The sequence below is a fragment of the Bradyrhizobium hipponense genome, from assembly GCF_008123965.1.
In the GTDB taxonomy this organism is placed as follows: domain Bacteria; phylum Pseudomonadota; class Alphaproteobacteria; order Rhizobiales; family Xanthobacteraceae; genus Bradyrhizobium; species Bradyrhizobium hipponense.
In genome coordinates, this window is record NZ_VSTH01000146.1 from 1 (window position 1) to 20,533 (window position 20,533).

17 protein-coding genes are annotated in these 20,533 nt (G+C 63.5%); 11 read left to right on the forward strand and 6 right to left on the reverse strand.

Annotated elements, in window-relative coordinates; translation table 11 throughout:
• Positions 1-161 precede the first annotated feature (161 nt).
• Positions 162-1,364, reverse strand: a complete 1,203-nt coding sequence (locus FXV83_RS34865; protein WP_148744085.1) for an ABC transporter substrate-binding protein — start codon at positions 1,362-1,364, stop codon at positions 162-164.
• A 534-nt stretch (positions 1,365-1,898) separates the two neighbouring features.
• On the opposite strand from FXV83_RS34865, the gene FXV83_RS34870 reads away from it, so the two are divergent.
• Positions 1,899-2,183, forward strand: a complete 285-nt coding sequence (locus FXV83_RS34870; RefSeq protein ID WP_148744086.1) for a hypothetical protein — start codon at positions 1,899-1,901, stop codon at positions 2,181-2,183.
• 68 nt (positions 2,184-2,251) lie between these two features.
• On the opposite strand, the gene purU is transcribed toward FXV83_RS34870, so the two are convergent.
• The gene (gene purU, locus FXV83_RS34875; protein WP_148744087.1) at positions 2,252-3,115 is read right to left on the reverse strand and encodes a formyltetrahydrofolate deformylase; all 864 of its coding nucleotides are present in this window, start codon (positions 3,113-3,115) and stop codon (positions 2,252-2,254) included.
• Positions 3,116-3,285: 170 nt separating this feature from the next.
• Between purU and FXV83_RS34880 the strand changes: the two genes are divergently transcribed.
• The gene (locus FXV83_RS34880) at positions 3,286-4,125 is read left to right on the forward strand and encodes a uroporphyrinogen-III synthase (RefSeq protein WP_148744088.1); all 840 of its coding nucleotides are present in this window, start codon (positions 3,286-3,288) and stop codon (positions 4,123-4,125) included.
• Between the two features lie 16 nt (positions 4,126-4,141).
• On the opposite strand, the gene FXV83_RS34885 is transcribed toward FXV83_RS34880, so the two are convergent.
• From FXV83_RS34885 to FXV83_RS34895, 3 genes are all read right to left on the reverse strand, one after another.
• Positions 4,142-4,822: a redoxin domain-containing protein gene (locus tag FXV83_RS34885; protein WP_148744089.1), complete on the reverse strand. Its 681-nt coding sequence runs from the start codon at positions 4,820-4,822 to the stop codon at positions 4,142-4,144.
• Between the two features lie 21 nt (positions 4,823-4,843).
• The gene (locus FXV83_RS34890; protein WP_148744090.1) at positions 4,844-8,173 is read right to left on the reverse strand and encodes an adenylate/guanylate cyclase domain-containing protein; all 3,330 of its coding nucleotides are present in this window, start codon (positions 8,171-8,173) and stop codon (positions 4,844-4,846) included.
• A 143-nt stretch (positions 8,174-8,316) separates the two neighbouring features.
• The gene (locus FXV83_RS34895) at positions 8,317-8,994 is read right to left on the reverse strand and encodes a Crp/Fnr family transcriptional regulator (protein ID WP_148744091.1); all 678 of its coding nucleotides are present in this window, start codon (positions 8,992-8,994) and stop codon (positions 8,317-8,319) included.
• A gap of 336 nt (positions 8,995-9,330) precedes the next feature.
• On the opposite strand from FXV83_RS34895, the gene FXV83_RS34900 reads away from it, so the two are divergent.
• From FXV83_RS34900 to FXV83_RS34925, 6 genes are all read left to right on the forward strand, one after another.
• Positions 9,331-10,152, forward strand: a complete 822-nt coding sequence (locus FXV83_RS34900; RefSeq protein WP_148744092.1) for an ABC transporter ATP-binding protein — start codon at positions 9,331-9,333, stop codon at positions 10,150-10,152.
• Positions 10,149-12,080, forward strand: a complete 1,932-nt coding sequence (locus FXV83_RS34905) for a long-chain fatty acid--CoA ligase (RefSeq protein WP_148744093.1) — start codon at positions 10,149-10,151, stop codon at positions 12,078-12,080. Before FXV83_RS34900 ends, FXV83_RS34905 begins: the two co-directional genes overlap by 4 nt.
• A 217-nt stretch (positions 12,081-12,297) precedes the next feature.
• The gene (locus FXV83_RS34910) at positions 12,298-13,191 is read left to right on the forward strand and encodes a branched-chain amino acid ABC transporter permease (RefSeq protein WP_148744094.1); all 894 of its coding nucleotides are present in this window, start codon (positions 12,298-12,300) and stop codon (positions 13,189-13,191) included.
• A gap of 3 nt (positions 13,192-13,194) precedes the next feature.
• On the forward strand, positions 13,195-14,268 hold the full coding sequence (locus FXV83_RS34915) for a branched-chain amino acid ABC transporter permease (protein ID WP_148744095.1): 1,074 nt from the start codon (positions 13,195-13,197) through the stop codon (positions 14,266-14,268).
• Positions 14,269-14,314: 46 nt separating this feature from the next.
• A complete protein-coding gene (locus FXV83_RS34920) occupies positions 14,315-15,598 on the forward strand; it encodes an ABC transporter substrate-binding protein (protein WP_148744096.1) in 1,284 nt (427 codons plus the stop codon).
• A 145-nt stretch (positions 15,599-15,743) separates the two neighbouring features.
• Positions 15,744-16,583, forward strand: a complete 840-nt coding sequence (locus FXV83_RS34925; RefSeq protein ID WP_148744097.1) for an ABC transporter ATP-binding protein — start codon at positions 15,744-15,746, stop codon at positions 16,581-16,583.
• A gap of 60 nt (positions 16,584-16,643) precedes the next feature.
• Here the strand turns inward: FXV83_RS34925 and FXV83_RS34930 are convergent, their stop codons facing one another.
• Positions 16,644-17,795, reverse strand: coding sequence for an AGE family epimerase/isomerase (locus FXV83_RS34930; protein ID WP_187436378.1), 1,152 nt, complete (start codon positions 17,793-17,795; stop codon positions 16,644-16,646).
• Positions 17,796-17,881: 86 nt separating this feature from the next.
• Here FXV83_RS34930 and FXV83_RS34935 point away from each other — a divergent pair, with 86 nt between their 5' ends.
• From FXV83_RS34935 to FXV83_RS34945, 3 genes are all read left to right on the forward strand, one after another.
• Entirely contained in the window at positions 17,882-19,105 is a 1,224-nt protein-coding gene (locus FXV83_RS34935) for a phenylacetate--CoA ligase family protein (RefSeq protein ID WP_148744099.1), read from the forward strand.
• 529 nt (positions 19,106-19,634) lie between these two features.
• On the forward strand, positions 19,635-20,045 hold the full coding sequence (locus FXV83_RS34940) for a hypothetical protein (protein WP_148744100.1): 411 nt from the start codon (positions 19,635-19,637) through the stop codon (positions 20,043-20,045).
• 92 nt (positions 20,046-20,137) lie between these two features.
• A complete protein-coding gene (locus FXV83_RS34945) occupies positions 20,138-20,437 on the forward strand; it encodes a ParB/Srx family N-terminal domain-containing protein (protein WP_235940404.1) in 300 nt (99 codons plus the stop codon).
• Positions 20,438-20,533: the final 96 nt, after the last annotated feature.

The window sequence follows — 20,533 nt, forward strand, 5'->3', positions numbered from 1 at the left end:
GGGTTGGGGTGGGGCTGCTTCCGCAACGAGCACTTCCCCCTGTGTGGAGAGGGCCCTCACCCGGCGCGGGACGATGCTTCGCATCGCCTGGATCGCGCCGACCTCTCCCGCAAGCGGGAGAGGTGTGCAGAGAGAGCCCCCGAATGACGCACTTTCGCGCGTCACTTCTTGGTCTTGCCGAGATCCTTAACGGCCTCGAAAGTGGCGAACTCGACATTGTAGAGTTCGCCGTCGACCTTCTCGACCTTGCGAATGTAGATGTTCTGCACGATGTCGCGGGTCGCAGGGTCGATCGAGATCGGGCCGCGCGGGCTCTCCCACTTCTGGCCCTTCATGGCCTCGACCAGCTTGGTGCCGTCGGTGTCGCCACCTGTCTTCTTCAGCGCCTCGTAGATGAGGTGGATGCCGTCATAGCCGCTCACCGCCATGAAGCCCGGACGGTTGCCGAAAGCCTTCTTGTAGGCGGCGACGAAGTCCTTGTTCATCTGCGAGGGATGCGCCGCGGAATAGAGGTGTGCGGTGACCGTGCCGAGCACGGCGTCGCCCATGTTGTTGAGGAGATCGTCATCAGTGACGTCGCCCGGTCCGATCACCTTAATGCCGGCCTTGTCGAGGCCGCGCTCGGCATACTGCTTCATGAAGTTGCCGCCCTGGCCGGCCGGCACGAACACGAAGATCGCGTCGGGTTTGGCGTCCTTCATGCGCTGGAGGAACGGCGCGAAATCAGGGTTTTGCAGCGGCACCTTGACCTCTTCGACCACCTCGCCGCCGCCCGCAGTGAAATTCTGCTTGAAGAAGTTCAGCGCGTCATTGCCCGGCGCGTAGTCGGAGGTCAGCGTCGCCACCTTCTTGATGCCGTTCTTCACGGCCCAATCGCCGATGATGGTCGAGGACTGCGCCAGCGTGAAGCTGGTGCGCACGATGTACGGCGAGCGTTCGGTGATGATGGAGGTGCCGGCCGCCATCACGACTTCCGGGATCTTGGCTTGCGTCGCCAGCGGCGCTGCCGCGAGCGCGGCCGGTGTCACGCCGAAGCCTGCGATGAAATTGACCTTGTCGTTGACGATCAGCTCTTGCGCCGCGGTCTTGGTCTTGTCCGGGATGGCAGCATCGTCCTTGAGAATGATCTCGATCTTCTTGCCGGCGACGGTGTCGCCCTTCTGCTGCATGTAGAGCTTGATCGCGTTCTCGATCTGCTTGCCGGTCGAGGCCTGGCCGCCAGTCATCGGCAGGATCAGGCCGACTTTCACGGCGTCCTCGGCCTTGACGGGCGCGGCGGTCACGATGCCGGCAACGGCCGCCACTGCGGCGGCCCAACTGGCCTTCCAGGAGACCCTACAAGAAAGCTGTTTACGTCCGAACATCAGATGTCCCTCCCCTTAATTCCTGACCTCTTGTGCGCCGAACCGAGTGCCCGGTCCTTGTCTCACCATAGCTCACGCACGAGCCCTATCGCGCGTCAAATGGCGTCCTTCGCGCCGCCCTTGTCAATCGGACGTTTGGCGACCATTCGGCGCAAGCCGAGCGTCCCGATTTTCCGTCGGCAAAGAGCTATGTTGCGGGTTACGTCAGGGCGAGCCAAGCACCCAACCTCGACCGCTTTTATTTGTACGATTGTACAAATAAAATGGACCTGTCAACGAAAAAGCCTCTCGCCGATCAAGCCAAGTCCCCTTGCCGCAAAGCCTCGTGCCGTAGTCTAGAAACTGGGCGAGCGGCGTGGATGGAGGATTCCGTCTTTCTTTTGCAGAATTTGGACATCGCAAAAGCCCGATCGGCCGCAGCTTGGTAGCTAAGTACCTACCTCGAATAAGTCTATTTTACCTTGTTGAAGGCTACTGTCCCGGCACCCGCCTGACCTTGTCGCCCAACCAGACCGAACCCGCGTGCCCCCACAAATGCCGAAGCCTGTCCGTTCCCTCCTGATCCTCCTCGCGCTTGCCGCGGGGCTGTCCGGCTGCGGCACCGTCAACGAAAAGCTCTCGGCCAGCATGGGCGAGTACGTCCCGCAATGGGCCGGTGGCTTGCCGGCGGACGCGCCGCCACGGGCAGGCACGCCGCAATACGACGCCTACATGAAAGAGCGCGAGCGCAAGCGGCTGCTGCCGGCCGCCGACCGCGAGAAGGAAGAGCAGGCGCAAAAGGGCGCGACGGGCTCGGCACCCGGCAATGCGGTGCGTTAGGAGCGAATGGCGAATAGGGAGTAGCGAATAAGGAGGCTGACTTTTTTCTACTCGCCACTCACCATTCGCTAATCCATAAACACCACTGTCTTACGGCCGTTGGGGATGACGCGGTCATCCAGATGATAGCGGATCGCGCGGGCGAGCACGCGGCGCTCGATGTCGCGGCCCTTGCGGACGAGATCTTCGGGCGTGTCGCGGTGGCTGATGCGCTCGACGTCCTGGTCGATGATCGGGCCCTCATCGAGGTCGCGGGTGACGTAATGGGCGGTGGCGCCGATCAGCTTGACGCCGCGCTCATGGGCCTGGTGATAGGGTTTTGCGCCCTTGAACCCCGGCAGGAACGAGTGGTGGATGTTGATGCAGCGCCCCGAAAGCTTCGCCGAAAGATCATCCGACAGGATCTGCATGTAGCGGGCGAGTACCACGAGGTCGGTGCCGGTCTTGGCAACGAGGTCCAGGATCTGAGCCTCCTGCTCGCGCTTGGTCTCCTTGCTCACCGGCAGATGGTGGAACGTGATCCCGCCGAAATCGAGCCCGGCATAGGCTTCGCGCGGATGGTTGGAGACGATCGCGGTCGGGATCATCGACAGCTCACCGGTGCGCCAGCGATAGAGGATGTCGACCAGGCAATGGTCGGACTTCGACACCAGCAGCATCACCTTGCGGTGTGCGGCACGGTCGCGCATCTGCCACTCCATGGCGAAACGTTCCGCGATCGCGGCAAAGCCGGTCTGCAGCGCAGACAGCTCCACGGCGAGATCGGCCGCGGTGAACACCACGCGCATGAAGAATTTCTTGGTCTCGACATCGTCGAACTGCTGGGCGTCGAGAATATTCTGTCCATTATGGGCCAGAAAAGTCGACACCGCGGAGACGATGCCGGGGCGATCCGGACAGGACAGGGTCAGGACATATTGATGATCGGGCATGGGCCTTGATGAAGGTTTGTGCAAACGGCGCGGAACCCCGCGAGTTGCGCCCTGCTCTATCACCGACCCCGCCCTTGCGCCAATCCCAAGACTTGCTTCGACGTCAAGACTTGCTTCGACGTAAAGCGCGGAGTCAGGATGAACAGACGAATCCTGACTGGAGCATCCCCATGGCCGACCGACTGAACGGCTACCGCATCCTGATCCTGGAAACGCGCGAGGAGGCGCAGTTTTCAAAGCTGCTCGCCGAACAGGGCGCCGAGGTCGTGCAATGCCCGATGTTCACCATTCAAGATGCAACCGATCCCGCCCCGGTCGAGGCCTGGATCCGCCGCGCCATCGACAAGCCCTTCGACGACCTCATGCTGATGACCGGCGAAGGCCTGCGGCGGATCATGAAGCTCGCGCGCGAGCGCGGGCTCGACCAGGCGCTTGTCGCCGCCCTGGCAAAATCGCGAAAATTCACCCGCGGGCCGAAGCCTGGCAAGGCGCTGCGCGAGATCGGGCTCGAGCAGCAGCAGATGACGGAGAAGCCGACCACTGAGGGCGTGATCGAGATGCTGGCGCAGCTCGAACTCGGCGGCCGCCGCCTCGGCCTCCAGCTTTATCCCGACAAGGACCACAGCGCGCTGATCAGCGCGATCACGGCCCAGGGCGCCGAGGTCGACACGGTATTGCCTTACGTCTACGATCCCAAGGCGGCCGATGCCAGCATCGTCAACGCAATCGACGACATGGCGGAGGGGCGGATCGACGCCATCGCGCTGACTAATCTCGGCCAGGTCCGCCGCCTCCTCGAAGCTGCGAAAGCGCATGGCAGCGAGGCGCGTCTGCGCGCAGGACTCGAGCGGACGCTGATCGCGTCGGTAGGACCGGCAGTTTCCGGTGAGTTAGCTGCACACGGCTTGCGCACGGACGTTTCGCCGGTCGAAGACCACTACTTCATGCGCCCGCTGATCTCGGCGATAGCGGCGGCGCTGGTGGAAAAGCGGCCGAAGGTGGCGGACTGATCGCCAGACGCGGCGCCTAGCTTGCCACCTGCGAGGCGGCCGACATCAGCTCCTGCGGGCTTGGCGCGGCAAACATGCGATGGCCGCCTTCGGGCACCTCGGTAAAGCTCCAGCGCACAACGCCCTCGCGGTCCAGCAGAAACTGCCCAAAGAGCTGGCCTTGGCCGGTTGCCGCCATGCGCTGATCGGCTTCCGTTATCTCATAGCCGTCCTTGTTATTGAGGTACTCCGCGGCCGCCGGCCGGTTCATCGGGCCGGGCAATTCGCCGGGCATGTCGACTTGCATGCTCATGACCACGTTCATGCTGACCTTGTGCGGCCACTCTGTCTCGTTCTCCGTGAACTCGATATTGGGCAGGCCGAACGCGCGGTGCGAGATCCGCTCGGGATCGGACGCGGCGAGCAGGTTGGGCAAGGGATGGTAACGGAAATAGAGTCGCGCGCGCTCGATCGGCGTGTTGACCACCGTGAGACTTTCGATGCCTTTCTCGTGCAAGGCGGCATCAAGTTGCGCCTGTGCCGCGATATGGCGGCGGCAGAACGGGCAGTGCAGCCCCCGATACAAGCCGACCAATATCGGGCTTTGTCCGCGAAAGTCTTCGAGCGCGATCTTTCCTTCGCGCGTGATCGCGTCCAGCACGACGTTCGGTGCACGATCGCCCGGTTGAAGTGGTCCTTCGACGTGACGTTCAGACATGATGGCACTCCTTCACATGATCTAGTCAAGAAACGGCAGTACGATCAGCCCTGCGGGATCAAGCCCGTGCCGCGTGCAGACGTCCTGTGCCAGCGCGAAATATCGCTCGGCCTCGGGCATGTCGCCTCGATCAAGGTTCAGCGTCGCAAGACCATCATAGCATGGAAACAGCTGCTGCGGCTCGCCGGTTTCGCTCGCCACCTCGATTGCCTCATTGTAGCAGCGAGCAGCCAGATCGGGCCGGAAATGGCATTGATGGATTTGCCCGAGCACGATCAACGGCACGGAGAGATGCTCGCGCTGATCAAGTGCGCGGTCGATTTCGATCGCCTTTTCGGCAGCCGGCACCCCCTCCTCGGTACATTTGTCGGTGAAGGTGCAACAGGCAACGGCAAAATTGGCAAGAAGGCGCGCCTGGAACCCGAGATCGCCGATCCGACGCGCGACATCGAGTCCGCGCCGGCAAACCTCCACGGCCTTCGCCGGATCGACGATCGTGTAGAGCACACCGAGATTGGTGTAGCCGCGGCAGGCAACGTTGAGGAGACCGGCGGTCTCGGCTGCCGCGACACTCTGCTCCACCTCGCGCACCGCCTCCTGGTGTCGTCCAAGCCGCGCCAGTGCCACCCCTTTGGTGTTGAGCGCCTCCGCAATGGCGCGCGCCGCCTCGAGTCCGGCTTGCCTGTCGGTGTCCGCCGGCACACATCGGGCGTAGCCAAGCGCCTCGTCCGCCCATCTTGCGGCGGCCACGTGATCGCCCGTGCGAAACGCGAGACGGCCGCGCTCTTGCAGGAGGTGCGCCCACTCAATAGGCGCGTCGGTCCCTCCCAGCAGTTCGGCCGCCTCGGCATAATGCGCCTCTGCCTTGATCCGCTTGCCGGCGTCCCACAACAATCGGCCAAGCTTGCGGAGAATTCGCGCTTCGCCGATGCGGTCCTCCGCATTGCGATGACCTTCCAGCGCACTCTGGTAGTGCTCCTCAGCCGTGATTCTCCGTCCGGCCGCGGCACACAGCTCCGCGATGCGCTCGTACAGGATCAGGCGTTCGGGCTCCCGTTCCCCGCCGGCCAACAACACGGCGAGGGCCTGCTGGTAGAAGCGGATGGCATCGTCATTGGCGTAGGTCGCGCGGGCGCGATCGCCGGCCGCGCGCAGATAGCGTGCACCTTTCGGCTTGCTCGCGCTCAGGCTGAAATGATGTCCGAGAAGTATGAGGTCCTCGAGCCGTTCGGGCTCATTGCCATAGAGCCGCTCCAGCGCGGCACCAATCCGTCCATGGAGCTCGATCCGGCGCTGCAAGAGCAGGTTTTGGTAGATCACGTCCTGAAGCATGGTTTGCGTAAAGCGATAGGATCGCAGCGAGATCGAGTTCGCGCCCGCGACCTCCTCGACAATCTCGGCATCGCAGAGAAGTTCGAGCCCCGCTTCCACCCTCGTCCGCTCGGATGCCGTCGCACCGAGAAGAGCCGCATCAAAACGTGGGCCGATCACCGCGGCCTCCTGGGCCAACCGGCGCACCTCGTGCGGCAGCCGGTCCAGGCGCGCCAGTAACAGAGCCTGAATGCTTGCCGGGATATCGGCGGCGGCTTCATCTGACTTGATCCGCCACCGTGAGCCGTCACGCTCCAAGGCGCCAGCTTCGATGAGACCGCGGATGATTTCCTCAAAGAAGAGTGGATTGCCGCCTGCGCGATCGAGGATTCGACTGAACAGATTTCCCGGCGGTTCACTCCAGCCGTGGCTGAAATAGGCCGCGAGCAGCTTTTGTCCGTCAGCATCACCAAGCGGAAGCAATCGAAGGGTTGTATGGCTGATCCGACCCGAACCGAACTGATCCAGTTCCAGCATGGGCCGATGCGTAAACAACAGCATCAGCCGCGTACGCTCCAGCCGGTCCATCAGGAATCGCAGCGCTTCAAGCGATACGGCGTCGGCCCAGTGCAGATCCTCGACAATGATCAGGAGCGGCGACTGGACCAGGCGCCGTTCGAACACGGTGCGAATCGCAAAGAATATCTGCCGCCGAAGCTGCTCGGGCTCGACGTGCTGCAACGCGGCGTCCGGATCGCCGAGACCGAGAACGTGGAAATAAAGGGGCATCAGGCGATCGGCCTCTTCGACCGCAAGGCCGAGCTCCAACAGTGCCGTAGCCAGCTTGGCCTGGGCCTCTGCCACGGTCGCCTTCTGCGCGATGCCGTAGGCGCTGCGCAGCACAGCGGCAAGGGTGCCGTAGGATTGTTCGCCCAGCGGCGAGCAGACAGCGCGCCGGATCGCCACGCCGGCGAAACGGTCCTCATCGCGGGCGTGGGCAACGAATTCGTCCACCAGACGCGTCTTGCCGATGCCGGCTTCACCGACCAGCCGCACCAGTTGCGCCGCGCCGCCACACGCGCGATCAAGGCTGTCGACCAGACGGGCAAGCTCGGCGTCGCGCCCAATCACCGGCGCACTCAGGCCCAGCGTATCGAGGCCGCGTGCCGCACGCGGCGTGTCGAGCGATCCGTTCAGGCGATGAACCAGGACGCTGCCCATCTTGCCCTTGAGCGAGACCTCGCCAAGCGATTCATACGAGAATGCATGCCGCGTAAGACGGTAGGTCAGCGGCCCGACCAGCACCTCGCCCGGGGAAGCCATCGACTGCAATCGTTGAGCCGTATTCACCGTATCGCCCGTGACCGAGTAGGATTTGGCAACTCCAACTCCCAGTCCGCCCGCAACCACGTGCCCGGTGTTGATGCCGACATGAAGCAGGAGCGGTGAACCGGCATACGCCTTCGCGCGTTCGCTGAGGCGCGCGGTTCGGCCAATCATGTTGAGCGCGGCGCGGACGGCCCGCTCGGGGTCGTCTTCGTGCGCGGCCGGCGCTCCGAACAGCGCAAGCAGCGCGTCACCGATGAATTTGTCCACGAAGCCGCCAAAGCTTTGCACCGCTGCCGTCAGTTCCTCGAACAATTCGTTCTGAAGCGCCTGCATGACTTCAGGATCGAGTCGCTCGCTCATCGTGGTGAAGCCGCTAAGATCGGCAAACAGCACGGTAATCGTGCGGCGGTTTGCTTCGCTGTCGATCCTGTCGGGCTGCGATCGAAATGCTTGTTGCGCATCGGCCGTTGCGTTCGGCGCCAGCGGTGGTGAGGCAGCCCTGATCGGGAATGTCACCGGACTCGTCCGCGTCGTCGCCGGCCCGCTGGCTTTGGGGGCTTCACCGACGAGGGCGCCGCATTTCGGACAGTACGCGAAATCCGGTGCGCACGCATAGCCGCAGGCGGGGCACGCGTTCGGCTGCTTCGTGCCGCACTTCGGGCAGAAAGCAAAGCCGCTTTGAACCTCGGAACCGCAACAAGAGCAGTTCATGGATCGAGACCCTGCGGAAGCCGCGATGGCGCGGTCTGCTGGACCCGGCCAGATGGGCCCAGGATCCCGGCAAGGATGGGCTCGTCGCGCCGGAAGAGCAAGCGGCGGTTGCGGCGCTCGCGGTTGCGGCCGCGAACGCGGCTTCACTCCTCCCCGTATCCCCTTAGCCGATCGATATCCAAAATAGTCACGCCGCCGTACTCCAACCGCAGCAGCCCCTCCTTCTCCAGCCGGTTCAGCGCGCGATTGGCGTTCTGGCGGGACATGCCAGACAGCGCGCCGATCTCCTCCTGGGTGATCTCCAGATGCGCGGTCGATTCCGGATAGAGGATCGGGTTGAACAGCGAGGCGATGCTGCGGGCGAGCCGTGCGGTGGCATCCAGCGTGCGGTTGACCTCGAGCATGCCGATGAACTGGCCGAGCCGCTCGTTGAGCTGGCGGACCAGGAAACGGTTGAAGCCGACGCTGTTCTCGAACAGCCACATGAAGGCGCTGCGCTCCATCAGCGCGACGCGGCTGTCGCGCAGCGCGACCACGTCGTAGCGGCGCGGCTCGTTCTTGAGCACGCTGCCCTCGCCGAACCAGGCCCCCGCCGTCAGCCCGGCCAGGCTCGTCTCCTTGCCGTCACGCGAGACCCCGCCCATCCGGGCGAGGCCGCTCACCATGCCGGCCCAATAGGCGAATGTGTCGCCGCGCATGAAAACGGTCTCGCCAGTGCCGTAGGACCGCTCCGTGATTCCACCGCGGGCGACCTCGATCTCCTGCTTGGTAAGTTCGCGCGACCAGGCGGCGACGCGCTTCAGTTGATCCTCTGAAATCATGATCTAGAGGCCAGCCGCACCGTTTCGTCACTCCATCCTTCTGTTGCACCGCAACACGATTATTTCAGCAGCATCCGACGAAAGATGGAGGCTGCTTGCCGCCCGAAAAACTTTGTCACCGAATTGTCAGCCGGGAGACATTCCTAAATAGCGCTTTCCCCTATTGAGGGCCACCTTGGGCAATGCGGCTTTTGATCCCGACCGGGAACGAAAGCCGCGCGGTCCGGTCGAGACCATCTGCTGCATGGCCTCACCGGCACGACCGTACTAGGATTGCGCGAGAGGAACGGACGAAGAGCGCCACAAAAAGCGCCATCACCGGGAGGGCTTTGTTTGGTGGCTACCAGTCTCGAAGTGCGCGGCGTGTCCTTGCGATTCGGCGGCGTCCGTGCGCTGACCGATGTCGGCTTCGCCATCAAGGAGGGCGAGCTGTTCTCGATCATCGGCCCCAATGGCGCCGGCAAGACCTCGATCGTGAACTGCATTTCCGGCCGCTACAAGCCCACCGACGGCCAACTCTTCTACGCAGGCCGCGATATTACCGGATTGACGCCGAATGCGCGGGCCTCGCTCGGCATCGGCCGCACCTTCCAGAATCTTGCGCTGTTCCACCACATGAGCGTGCTCGACAACATCATGGTCGGCCGCCATCACCTGCTGAGGAACAATTTCTTCACGGGCTCGCTCTACTGGCTCACCGGCGCGCGCAAGGAAGAGCTCGAGCATCGCCGCAAGGTCGAGGAGATCATCGACTTCCTCGACCTTCAGTCGGTGCGAAAAGCGCAAGCAGGTACCCTCTCCTACGGCCTGCGCAAGCGCGTGGAACTGGCGCGCGCCATGGCGCTGGAGCCGCGCCTCATTCTCCTCGACGAGCCGATGGCCGGCATGAATTTCGAGGAAAAGGAGGACATGGCCCGCTACATCGTCGACCTCAACGAGGAGTTCGGGATGACGGTGGTGATGATCGAGCACGACATGGGCGTGGTGATGGACATCTCCCACCGGGTCATGGTGCTGGATTTCGGCCGCAAGATCGCCGAGGGCGATCCGGCCGCGGTGCTCGCCGACCCCCACGTCAGACGCGCCTATCTCGGCGAGGAGGATGAGGTGCTGGTCGATCCGGACGATGCCCCGCCGGCGCAGGAGAGCGCGGCATGATGGATTATGCAGGCCGCGTCGCGCAGGCCGATACCTATCCAAAGATGCTCCGGCTCAATGCCAGGGAGCACGGCAACGAGATCGCATTGCGTGAAAAGGATCTCGGACTCTGGCGCCCGTTCACTTGGAATGACTATCAGACCCGCGTACGCAACTTCGCGCTCGGTCTCATCGAATTGGGCCTGGGGCGCGAGGATGTCATCGGCATCATTGGCGACAACCGGCCGGACTGGGTCGCTGCCGAGGTGGCGACCCATGCGATCGGCGGATTGAGCCTCGGGCTCTATCGCGACGTGCTGGATGAGGAAGCTGCCTACCTGCTCAATTACGGCGAGGCGCAGCTTGTCTTCGCCGAGGATGAGGAGCAGGTCGACAAGCTGCTCGTGCTTGCCGAGCGCGTGCCAAGGCTCAAGCACATCATCTATTCCGATCCGCGCGGGATGCGGAAATATGACGATCCACGGCTGATGTCGGCGGAGAAACTCGCCGAGCTCGGCCGGACGCGCGCCGCGCGGGAGCCGGAGCTTTACGATCGGCTGGTGGATGCCACCAAGGGCGAAGACGTTGCGATCCTCTGCACCACATCGGGTACCACGTCGCATCCGAAACTGGCGATGCTCGCTGCGGGCCGTGTGCTCGGCCATTGCGCGACCTATCTCGCTTTCGACCCGAAGGGGCCGGACGACGAATATGTCTCGGTGCTGCCGCTGCCCTGGATCATGGAACAGGTCTATGTGCTCGGCAAAGGCCTGCTCTGCCGGATGAAGATCAACTTCGTCGAAGAGCCGGATACGATGATGAACGATTTGCGCGAGATCGCGCCGACGTTCGTGCTGTTTGCGCCGCGCGTCTGGGAATCCATCGCCGCCGACGTCCGCGCCAAGGTGATGGACGCCACACCCTTCAAGCAGCGCCTGTTCGATGTGGGCATGAAGACTGGTCTTGCCGGGATCGAGCAGGGCAAGCGTTCCGGCTTTGCCGACGCGATCCTGTTCCGTGCGCTGCGCGACCGCCTCGGCTTCACCCGCCTGCGCTCGGCCGCAACCGGTGGCTCGGCGCTCGGCCCCGACACCTTCAAGTTCTTCCAGGCGATGGGCGTGCCCCTGCGCACGCTCTACGGCCAGACCGAACTGCTCGGCGCCTACACGCTGCACCCCGAGGGCAAGGTCGATCCCGACACCACCGGCGTGCCAATGGCCGACAGCGTCGAGATCCGCATCGACAATGCCGACGTTCACGGCGTCGGCGAGATCGTGGTGCGGCATCCCAACATGTTCCTCGGCTACTACAAGAACCCGGAGGCGAGCGTCGCCGACCTCAGGGATGGCTGGATGCTGTCGGGCGATGCCGGCTATTTCAACGACAACAAGCAGCTCGTGGTCATCGACCGCATCAAGGACCTCGCCGAGACCTCGCGCGGCGAGCGCTTCTCGCCGCAGTTCATCGAGAACAAGCTGAAATTCTCGCCCTATATCGCGGAAGCCGTGGTGCTTGGTGCCGGCCGCGACGCGCTCGCGGCGATGATTTGCATCCGCTATTCCATCATCTCGAAATGGGCGGAGAAGAACCGGCTCTCGTTCACGACCTACAGCGATCTCGCCTCGCGGCCCGAAGTCTACGCCCTGCTCCGCAAGGAGGTCGAGACCGTGAACCTCACGCTGCCGCCGGCGCAACGCATCTCGCGCTTCCTGCTGCTCTACAAGGAGCTCGACGCCGACGACGGCGAGCTCACCCGCACGCGAAAAGTGCGCCGCAGCGTCATCAACGAGAAATACGCCGGCATCATCGATGCGATCTATCGCGGCGACGCCGATATTCCCGTCGACACCGTGATCCGCTTCCAGGACGGCACCACGCAAAGGGTGCGAACGACGCTGCGGGTGGTGGATCTCGGCAGCCCCGGGCAATTGGCGGAGGCGGCGGAGTGACACCTTCTCACGCAATAAGCGCAATGCGCGTTGCTGCGCCCTCTCCCCTTGTGGGAGAGGGCATCTCCGCCGCTCGCCACAACCTCGCTCGGGTGAGGGGTCTTCTCGCCGCCCCGCCAATGCGGAGACAACCCCTGCTTCGCTTCGCGAAGCGACCCTCTCCCACAAGGGAAGAGGGTGCATCGTCACTGCGTCTGCATCTTGCGCGGAAATCGACATGAACACCGCCTTCCTCATCCAGCTCCTGGTCAACGGGCTCGTGGTCGGCACGCTCTATGGCGTGGTCGCGATGTCGTTTGTGCTGATTTACAAGGCCAGCCAAGTCGTCAATTTCGCCCAAGGCGAGCTGCTGCTGGTCGGCGCCTGGGTGTGCTGGACGCTGCTGGCGAAATACCAGGTGCCGTTCTGGATCGGCATGCCGATGACGCTGGTCTTCATGTTCGTTTTCGGCATCGCGATCCAGGTGCTGATCCTGCGGCCGATGATTGGCGAACCCATCATCTCGGTGATCATGGTGACGATCGGCCTCTCGACCGTGCTCCAGGCCACGCTGAAATGGATGTACGGCGTCAATCCGCAGCCGTTTCCGCGCGTATTCGAGAGCCAGTCGGTCAGCCTGCTCGGGCTTCAGATTCAGACCGTCTACGTCATGAGCCTCGTCGTGTCGGTTGCGATGATGATCGGCATGGCCTGGTTCTTCCGCGCCTCCAAATACGGACTTGCGATGCGCGCGACCGCGTTCAACCAGCAGGTGGCGCAGTCGCTCGGCATTTCCGTCAAGAGCGTGTTCGCGATGGCCTGGGCGATTTCGGCGACGGTGTCGGCAGTCGCGGGCGTCGTGGTCGCCGTGGTGAACGGCGTGTCGTCGGGGTTGGCCGCTTACGGCATCAAGGTGTTTCCGGCGGCGATCCTCGGGGGGCTCGATTCCGTCGGCGGCGCCGTGCTCGGCGGCATCATCATCGGTCTGCTCGAGAACATCGCGCAATATGTCGACAGCGAGTATCTGCATTGGGGCAATCTCTACGAGATCGCGCCGTTCTACGTCCTCATCATCGTGCTGATGATCAAGCCCTATGGCCTGTTCGGCACTCACGACATCGAGCGGATCTGACCCATGGCCGGCCCTGCCCTCATCCCTGCTGGTGATTTCCGCACATCCTATGCCGCGGACACCACGATATTTCCGACCACGACCAGCCGCAATTTTGCGATCGCCGGGGCGCTGCTGCTCTGCCTCGCGCCGCAGTTCCTTGGCGGCTACTGGCTCAGCATCCTGATCCAGATCGGCATCTTCGCGATTGCGGCGCTCGGCCTGAACATTCTCGTTGGCTTCACCGGCCAGATCTCGATCGGGCACGCTGCCTTCTTCCTGCTCGGCGCCTTCACCTCGGCCTACATTTCCAACAACGCGCCGATCCCGGTGTTCTTCGCGATCCCGCTCGCGGGCGTGGTCACCGCGCTGGTCGGCCTGATCTTCGGCATTCCGGCGGCGCGGCTGAAGGGGCTCTACCTCGTCATCGCGACGCTGGCCGCGCAGTACATCCTGCTCGACTTCTTCTCCCGCGCGGAGTGGTTCACCGGCGGCTCGGTGCCGGCCAGCGCCAATCCGTTCTCGATCCTTGGCTTCACCCTGCGCGGCGACAAGCAATATTTCTATGTCGTGCTGGCTTACGTAGTCGCGAGCTACGTCCTCGTCACCAATCTGATGCGCACGCGCGACGGCCGCGCGCTGGTGGCGATCCGGGACCATTATCTCTCCGCCGAGATCATGGGCATCAACCTGACCAAATACCGCACACTGTCGTTTGGCCTGGCCGCCTTCTTCGCTGGCATCGCGGGTGCGCTCTATGCGCACTACCAGCTCGTGGTCTCCCAGGAAGGCTTCGGCATCGAGCGCTCGATCCTGTTTCTCGCCATGATCATCATCGGCGGCACCGGCTCGATCATGGGCACGCTGATGGGTACCGCCTTCGTGGTGCTGCTGCCGGAATCCATGGAATTCCTCAGCATCCATTTAAAGGGCGGCGCGATCGACAGGGCGCTCTCGCTCAACAACAACATCACCTTCCTGCGCGAGATCGCGATCGGGGTGATCATCATCGCGTTTTTGATGTTCGAGCCGGACGGGCTTGCGCATCGCTGGCGGCAGATCAAGGCTTACTGGAAACTCTACCCGTTCTCGCATTGAGCGCGGGCAACTGTCTAACCAACGAAAAAACAGGAGGAGGCAACAAATGAAGACAAAATCCCTTTTGAGCACCGCATCGCTTGCGCTGGCGATCGCAGCCTTTTCGGCGAGCGCCCAGGCGCAGATCGCGATCGGGCATCTCGCCGACTATTCCGGCGGCACCTCCGACGTCGGCACGCCGTTCGGCCAAGCCGTCGCCGACACCTTTGCCTGGGTCAACAAGAACGGCGGGGTCGGCGGCAAGCAACTCAGCGTCGACACCAATGATTACGGCTACCAGGTGCCGCGCGCGATTGCGCTCTACAAGAAATGGTCGGCGCCCGATTCGAAGGTCGCGGCGATCATGGGCTGGGGCACCGCGGACACCGAGGCGCTGACCGGATTCCTCGCCCAGGACAAGATTCCCGACATGTCCGCCTCCTACGCCGCGGCGCTCACCGATCCCGAAGGCATCAGCGGCAAGGCCAAGCCCGCGCCCTATAATTTCTTCTATGGCCCGAGCTATTCGGACTCGCTGCGCGCGATGTTGATGTGGGCAGCCGAGGACTGGAAGGCCAAGGGCAAGCCCGGCAAGCCGAAATTCGTGCACATGGGCGCCAACCACCCCTATCCGAACGCGCCAAAAGCTGCCGGTGAAGCCATGGCGCAAGAGCTTGGCTTCGAAGTGCTGCCGCCGCTCGTGTTTGCGCTCGCGCCGGGCGACTACAGCGCGCAATGCCTGAGCCTGAAATCCTCGGGCGCCAACTACGCCTATCTCGGCAATACCGCAGCCTCCAACATCTCGGTGATGAAGGCCTGCAAGAGTGCCGGCGTCGACATCCAGTTCCTCGGCAACGTCTGGGGCATGGATGAGAACGCCGCCAAGACCGCCGGCGATGCCGCCGACGGCGTGATCTTCCCCTTGCGCACCGCGGTGAGCTGGGGCGGCGATGCACCCGGCATGAAGACGGTGATGGAGATCTCGAAGATGTCCGATCCCACCGGCAAGGTCTATCGGCCCGTCCATTACATCGCGGCCGTGTGCTCGGCGCTCTACATGAAGGAGGCGCTCGACTGGGCCGCCAAGAACGGCGGCGCCATCGGCGACAACGTCGCCAAGGGCTTCTACCAGAAGAAGGACTGGGTGCCGGCCGGGATGGAAGGCGTCTGCAATCCCTCGACCTGGACCGACAAGGACCATCGCGGCACGCTGAAGGTCGACCTCTATCGCACCAAGATCGCGGGCGCGACCGATGGCGACCTCAACGACCTCATGGCCAAGGGCACGATCAAGCTCGTGAAGGTCAAGACCGTCGAGCTGCCGCGCAAGCCGGAATTGCTGGGGTGGTGAGCCCCGCTTTTGCTCCAAACACAACTGTCATCTCCCGCGAAGGCGGGGGATCCAGTACGCCGCGGCTTCTCGGGGAACTTCCGGCGTCTCTGGAATACTGGGTCACCCGCTTTCGCGGGTGACGACATCGAGAGAGTGACGAACCATGAGTGAAGCGGCCCACATAGAGCGTCCTTCCCCCAGCATCGTGCCCGCGCCGCCCCTCCTCGGCGTGCGCAACATCGAAGTCGTCTATGACGACGTCATCCTGGTGCTGCGCGGCCTCAGCCTCGACGTGCCCAAGGGCGCGATCGTGGCGCTGCTCGGGGCCAACGGTGCCGGCAAGTCGACGACGCTGAAGGCGATCTCGGGGCTGCTCAAGACCGAGGACGGAGAGGTCACGCGCGGCGAGATCCTGTTCGAGGGCGAGCGCATCAACGGCATCGATCCCGACAAGATCGTCCGCCGCGGCATCTTCCAGGTGATGGAGGGACGCCGCATCGTCGCCGACATGACCTCGCTGGAAAACCTCAAGCTCGGCGCCTTCACCCGCAGGGACCGCGAGGTCGGTGCCGATCTCGACATGGTCTTCAACTACTTCCCGCGCCTGAAGGAGCGCACGGGGCTCGCCGGCTATCTCTCCGGCGGCGAGCAACAGATGCTGGCGATCGGCCGCGCGCTGATGGCCCGCCCGAAGATGATCCTGATGGACGAGCCGTCGATGGGCCTGTCACCCCTGCTCGTGAAAGAGGTGTTCTCGATCATCCAGAAGATCAACCGCGACCTCGGCGTCACCATCCTGCTGGTCGAGCAGAACGCGCGCGCCGCGCTGTCGGTGGCGAGCCACGGCTACATCATGGAGCAGGGCAAGGTCGTGCTCGACGGCACCGCGGATGAATTGCGCGACAACGAGGACGTCAAGGAATTCTATCTCGGCGGCGCCGGCGACCAGCGCAAGAGCTTCAAGAACCTCAAGAGCTTCAAACGGCGCAAGCGCTGGCTATAGCGTTTTCAAGCGAAATAGGAACCAGCTCGCGTGAAGAAAACGCGTCAAGACAAAAGATCCTTAGCTCAGCACCTGCTCCGCTTCCGTGACTGCGCAGAGAACATGATAGAACGACGACGCAGGAATGGTGTCGACCAGCGATGTGCCGTCGCGATCGAAATGATCGAACCAGCCACCTTTGACGGGATGGCTGAGATAATGCCGTTCGAGCCGCACCAGCGCCGCGCGCGCTTCTTCCGCCGCCCCCGTCTCGCCGGACTCGGCCTGGGCGATCCACGCCTTGGCAATCTCGGTCTGCGGCCACAGCCGGCGCGAGCCGCGGCGGATGTTGCCGGTGTCGTCGCCCTCGTCGACGAGGCAGCCGGTGGCCTCGTCGCGATAACGCAACGCGGTCGCCAGCAGCTCAGTGCGCCGCTGCCCGGTCGGACATCCCGTGATCCGCTCGAACCCCTTCAGGAGCCAGACCCATTCCGCCTGGTGGCCGGGCTCGACGCTGATCGGCTCGATCTTCGACCAGTCCTCCTCGAAATATTCGCCGAGCGTATGCTTCTGCTTGTCGTAGAGATTGGCGAGGAACAGTGCAAAAAATTCGCCGGCGCGGTTCTGGAACGACAAATCGTGGGTCGCGTCGAAACACGCGATCAGCGCCTCGAACAGATGCATGTGCGGATTCTGACGGCGTGGGAGCGAGACCGGCAGGCCTTCGTGGACGCCGCCATGCGGCGAGCGCAAATGGCCGTCGAGGAAGGCGAGCAATGCGTCGATCTCGGCGCGAACCTGCGCGTCCTTGTCGAGCGCATAGACGGTCGCCAGCGCGAACAGGACGAAGGCGTGGTCGTAGGCATCGCGACGCGCGTCCAGCACCGCACCCTCCGGCGTCAGCCGGTGCACGTAGCCGGGCCGGCCGTCGGGCGCCTTCGCTCTTGCCAGCAGATGATCGAGCCCCTTCAGCGCGATGGCGCGCCCGTCCGGGTACCAGCCCATCTGCGCCGCCTTGGCGTAGCACCAGATCTGCCGGGCCTGCACGAACACGCGCCGCGGCGCGGCCGCATCCGCCGTGCCATCACAATGCAGCCGGTCGATGAAGCCGCCCGCGGCATGGTCCCAGCCGACGGTCGACCACAGCGGCAAGGCCTCGCCGATCATGCGACGCTTCAGGCGCGCGACGACGCCGGACGCCTCGCCCGCCGCAATGATTCCTTCGTCCGCCATCGCGTTCTCTCCACGCCCCGACAATGGCCGTCTGATACCCATGCCGGCGGCGGCGCGCAACGGATGCCAACCCGGAAAGATCAGTCATGACTGCCCATTACGACGCCCTGGAGACGCGCGAACAGACCGCGCGCGAGGCCGAGCTGTTCTCCCGCCTGCCGGGCGTGCTGCGCAGCGCGATGAACGCACCCGCCTATGCCGAACGCCTGAAGGGCTTCGATCCGGCTGCCGTGACCTCCAGAACGGCGCTGGCGAGCCTGCCGGTGCTGCGCAAGTCGGAACTGCCGGCCCTGCACAAGGCCTCCATGCCCTTCGGCGGCTTCGTGGCGGCGGCGCCGGGATCGTTCGCCCGGCTCTTCACCTCGCCCGGTCCGATCTTCGAGCCGGAGGGGCGGCAGGTTGACCCCTGGCGCGGCGCACGGGCCCTGTTCGCAGCCGGGTTCCGGGAAGGCGACGTGGTGCTCAATACCTTCAGCTACCACCTCACCCCCGGCGGCTTCATCTTCGATTCCTCGGCACGCGCGCTCGGTTGCGCAGTAATCCCGGCCGGCCCCGGCAACACCGAACAGCAATTCGAGCTGATCGAGGCCTACCGACCGGTCGGCTACAGCGGAACGCCGGACTTTCTGAAAATATTGCTCGATGCCGCAGCAAGCGCGGGCCGTGACGTCTCCTCGATCAAGCGCGCGCTGGTTTCGGGCGCCGCCTTCCCCCCCTCGCTCCAGGCCGAGATCAAGGCGCGCGGCATCGACGCCTACCAGGCCTTCGGCACCGCCGATCTCGGCGTCATCGCCTTCGAAACCGGAGCGCGCGACGGCATGGTCGTCAACGAGGACCTGATCATGGAGATCGTCAATCCCGGTACCGGCGACCCGGTAGCACCGGGCGACGTCGGCGAGATCGTGGTGACCTCGCTCGATCCGCACCATCCCTGGATTCGCCTCGCACTCGGCGACCTCACCGCGGCGCTGCCAGGTCCGAGCCCGTGCGGGCGCACCAACATGCGCATCAAGGGCTGGACGGGCCGCGCCGACCAGACCACCAAGGTCAAGGGCATGTTCGTCCGCCCCGAGCAGGTCGCCGAAATCGGCAAGCGCCATCCGGCGCTCGGGCGCCTGCGCCTCGTCGTCACGCGCCAGGGCGAGACCGACGCGATGACGCTGAAAGCGGAAACTGCAACCGCGAACGAAACGCTACGCGAAGAGATCGCCGACACCTTGCGTACCGTGACAAAGCTCGGCGGCACCGTCGAGCTGGTCAGCCCCGGCGCGCTGCCGAACGACGGCAAGGTGATCGCGGACGAGCGGTAACGATGACCTTGTTCTGGTAACAGCGAATATTTCGCAAATCTGCGCCCTGTTCAGACGCGAACCCGCGCAAAACCCGCGGAATATCCGAGGCTTACGCGCCTCTGGCGAGCAGCGGGCGGAAAATAACAGGGAATTCCAGATCGCTATCAGGGAATTGCCTGGCCAAGAACAGGGAATCTGCCGAGCCGAAGCAGGGAAGCCAATCGGTTAGCCCTGGCAGACGCGCGAGAACAACCTTCTGACCTCCTGACCTACCAACGCTGACGGCGGCCTCATCGCAAACAAGCAGGGCATCTAGGATCTGCCCCTCACGTCGGAGCGCCGCCATATTGTCACGCCCTTGTGATGGATTTCGGAAACGCAATAGGAGGCCTCTACATTCGGCAATTGGACTCGCCCGCTACCCCCATGGCCCCCAGAATCCGCAATATCGGATTTTGAGCGTTTACCAACGCGGTCGGCCGCGTACTGCCGAAGCTCCATCTTGGGATAGCGTTCTCCGCACCAGCCACCCTAAGGAGAAATGAGCATGGGCATTCCATTCGATCAGCAGCAGCTTCGCAACGATCCGCCATGGGTCGTCCACCACGACCTCCCCACCAAGAAGCGCCGCGGTCGCCCGCCCAACCATCCGGCACTTGAGGACTTTACCCTTGAGCAGATCGACCGGATCTATCCGTCGCTGTGCCGGCGGCTTAAGGCAGATCAAGCGGCTCAGGAGCGCACCGCCGATCATGTCGCGACCAGCGAATGCGCCTACCGCCTGTTGGCATTTTGGGCGCGAGAGCGCCTGTTGAACATAGATTGGACGACCCTCCGCAATAAGCACACCTTGTGGAAGCGCGGGTACCTTCATCGCGAAGAATACTGCACAGATTCCGAGGACTTCGATGCAGAGATCGAACGGCAGTTTCCGCGACCTCCAAATCGTGCACCGTAACCTCTAATTTCCGTGAGCGAATTCGGAGCCCTGATCTGCAAAACCTCTCCGGGGGCAATCCGCCCCAAGCGAACTCAACCAGGAGAGAACCTTTGCAGATCGAGCACATGTCAATTGACGCGTTAAAGCCCTACGCTGGGAATGCGCGCACCCATTCGGCGAAGCAGATCAAGCTGATCGCACAGAGCATCGAACGGTTCGGCTTCACCAACCCAATTGTTATCGATGATGCAGGAGAGGTCATTGCAGGGCATGGACGTCTTGCGGCTGCCAACCTGCTCAACCTACAGACGGTTCCCTGCGTCCGCCTCTCGCATCTTGCCGACGTCGCTGAACGCCGGATCAACGATCGTGGGCGCGGGTTCGCAATCTTGTACCGCTTGGCTGAATAGGAAGAAGAACTTAGTCGTAAAGGCAGCCTTTGAATCCTAGGTCGTGGGCTTCGTCAGCGGGCTAAACGTGAGTGCCGAGAGGGACATTGTCGGCGG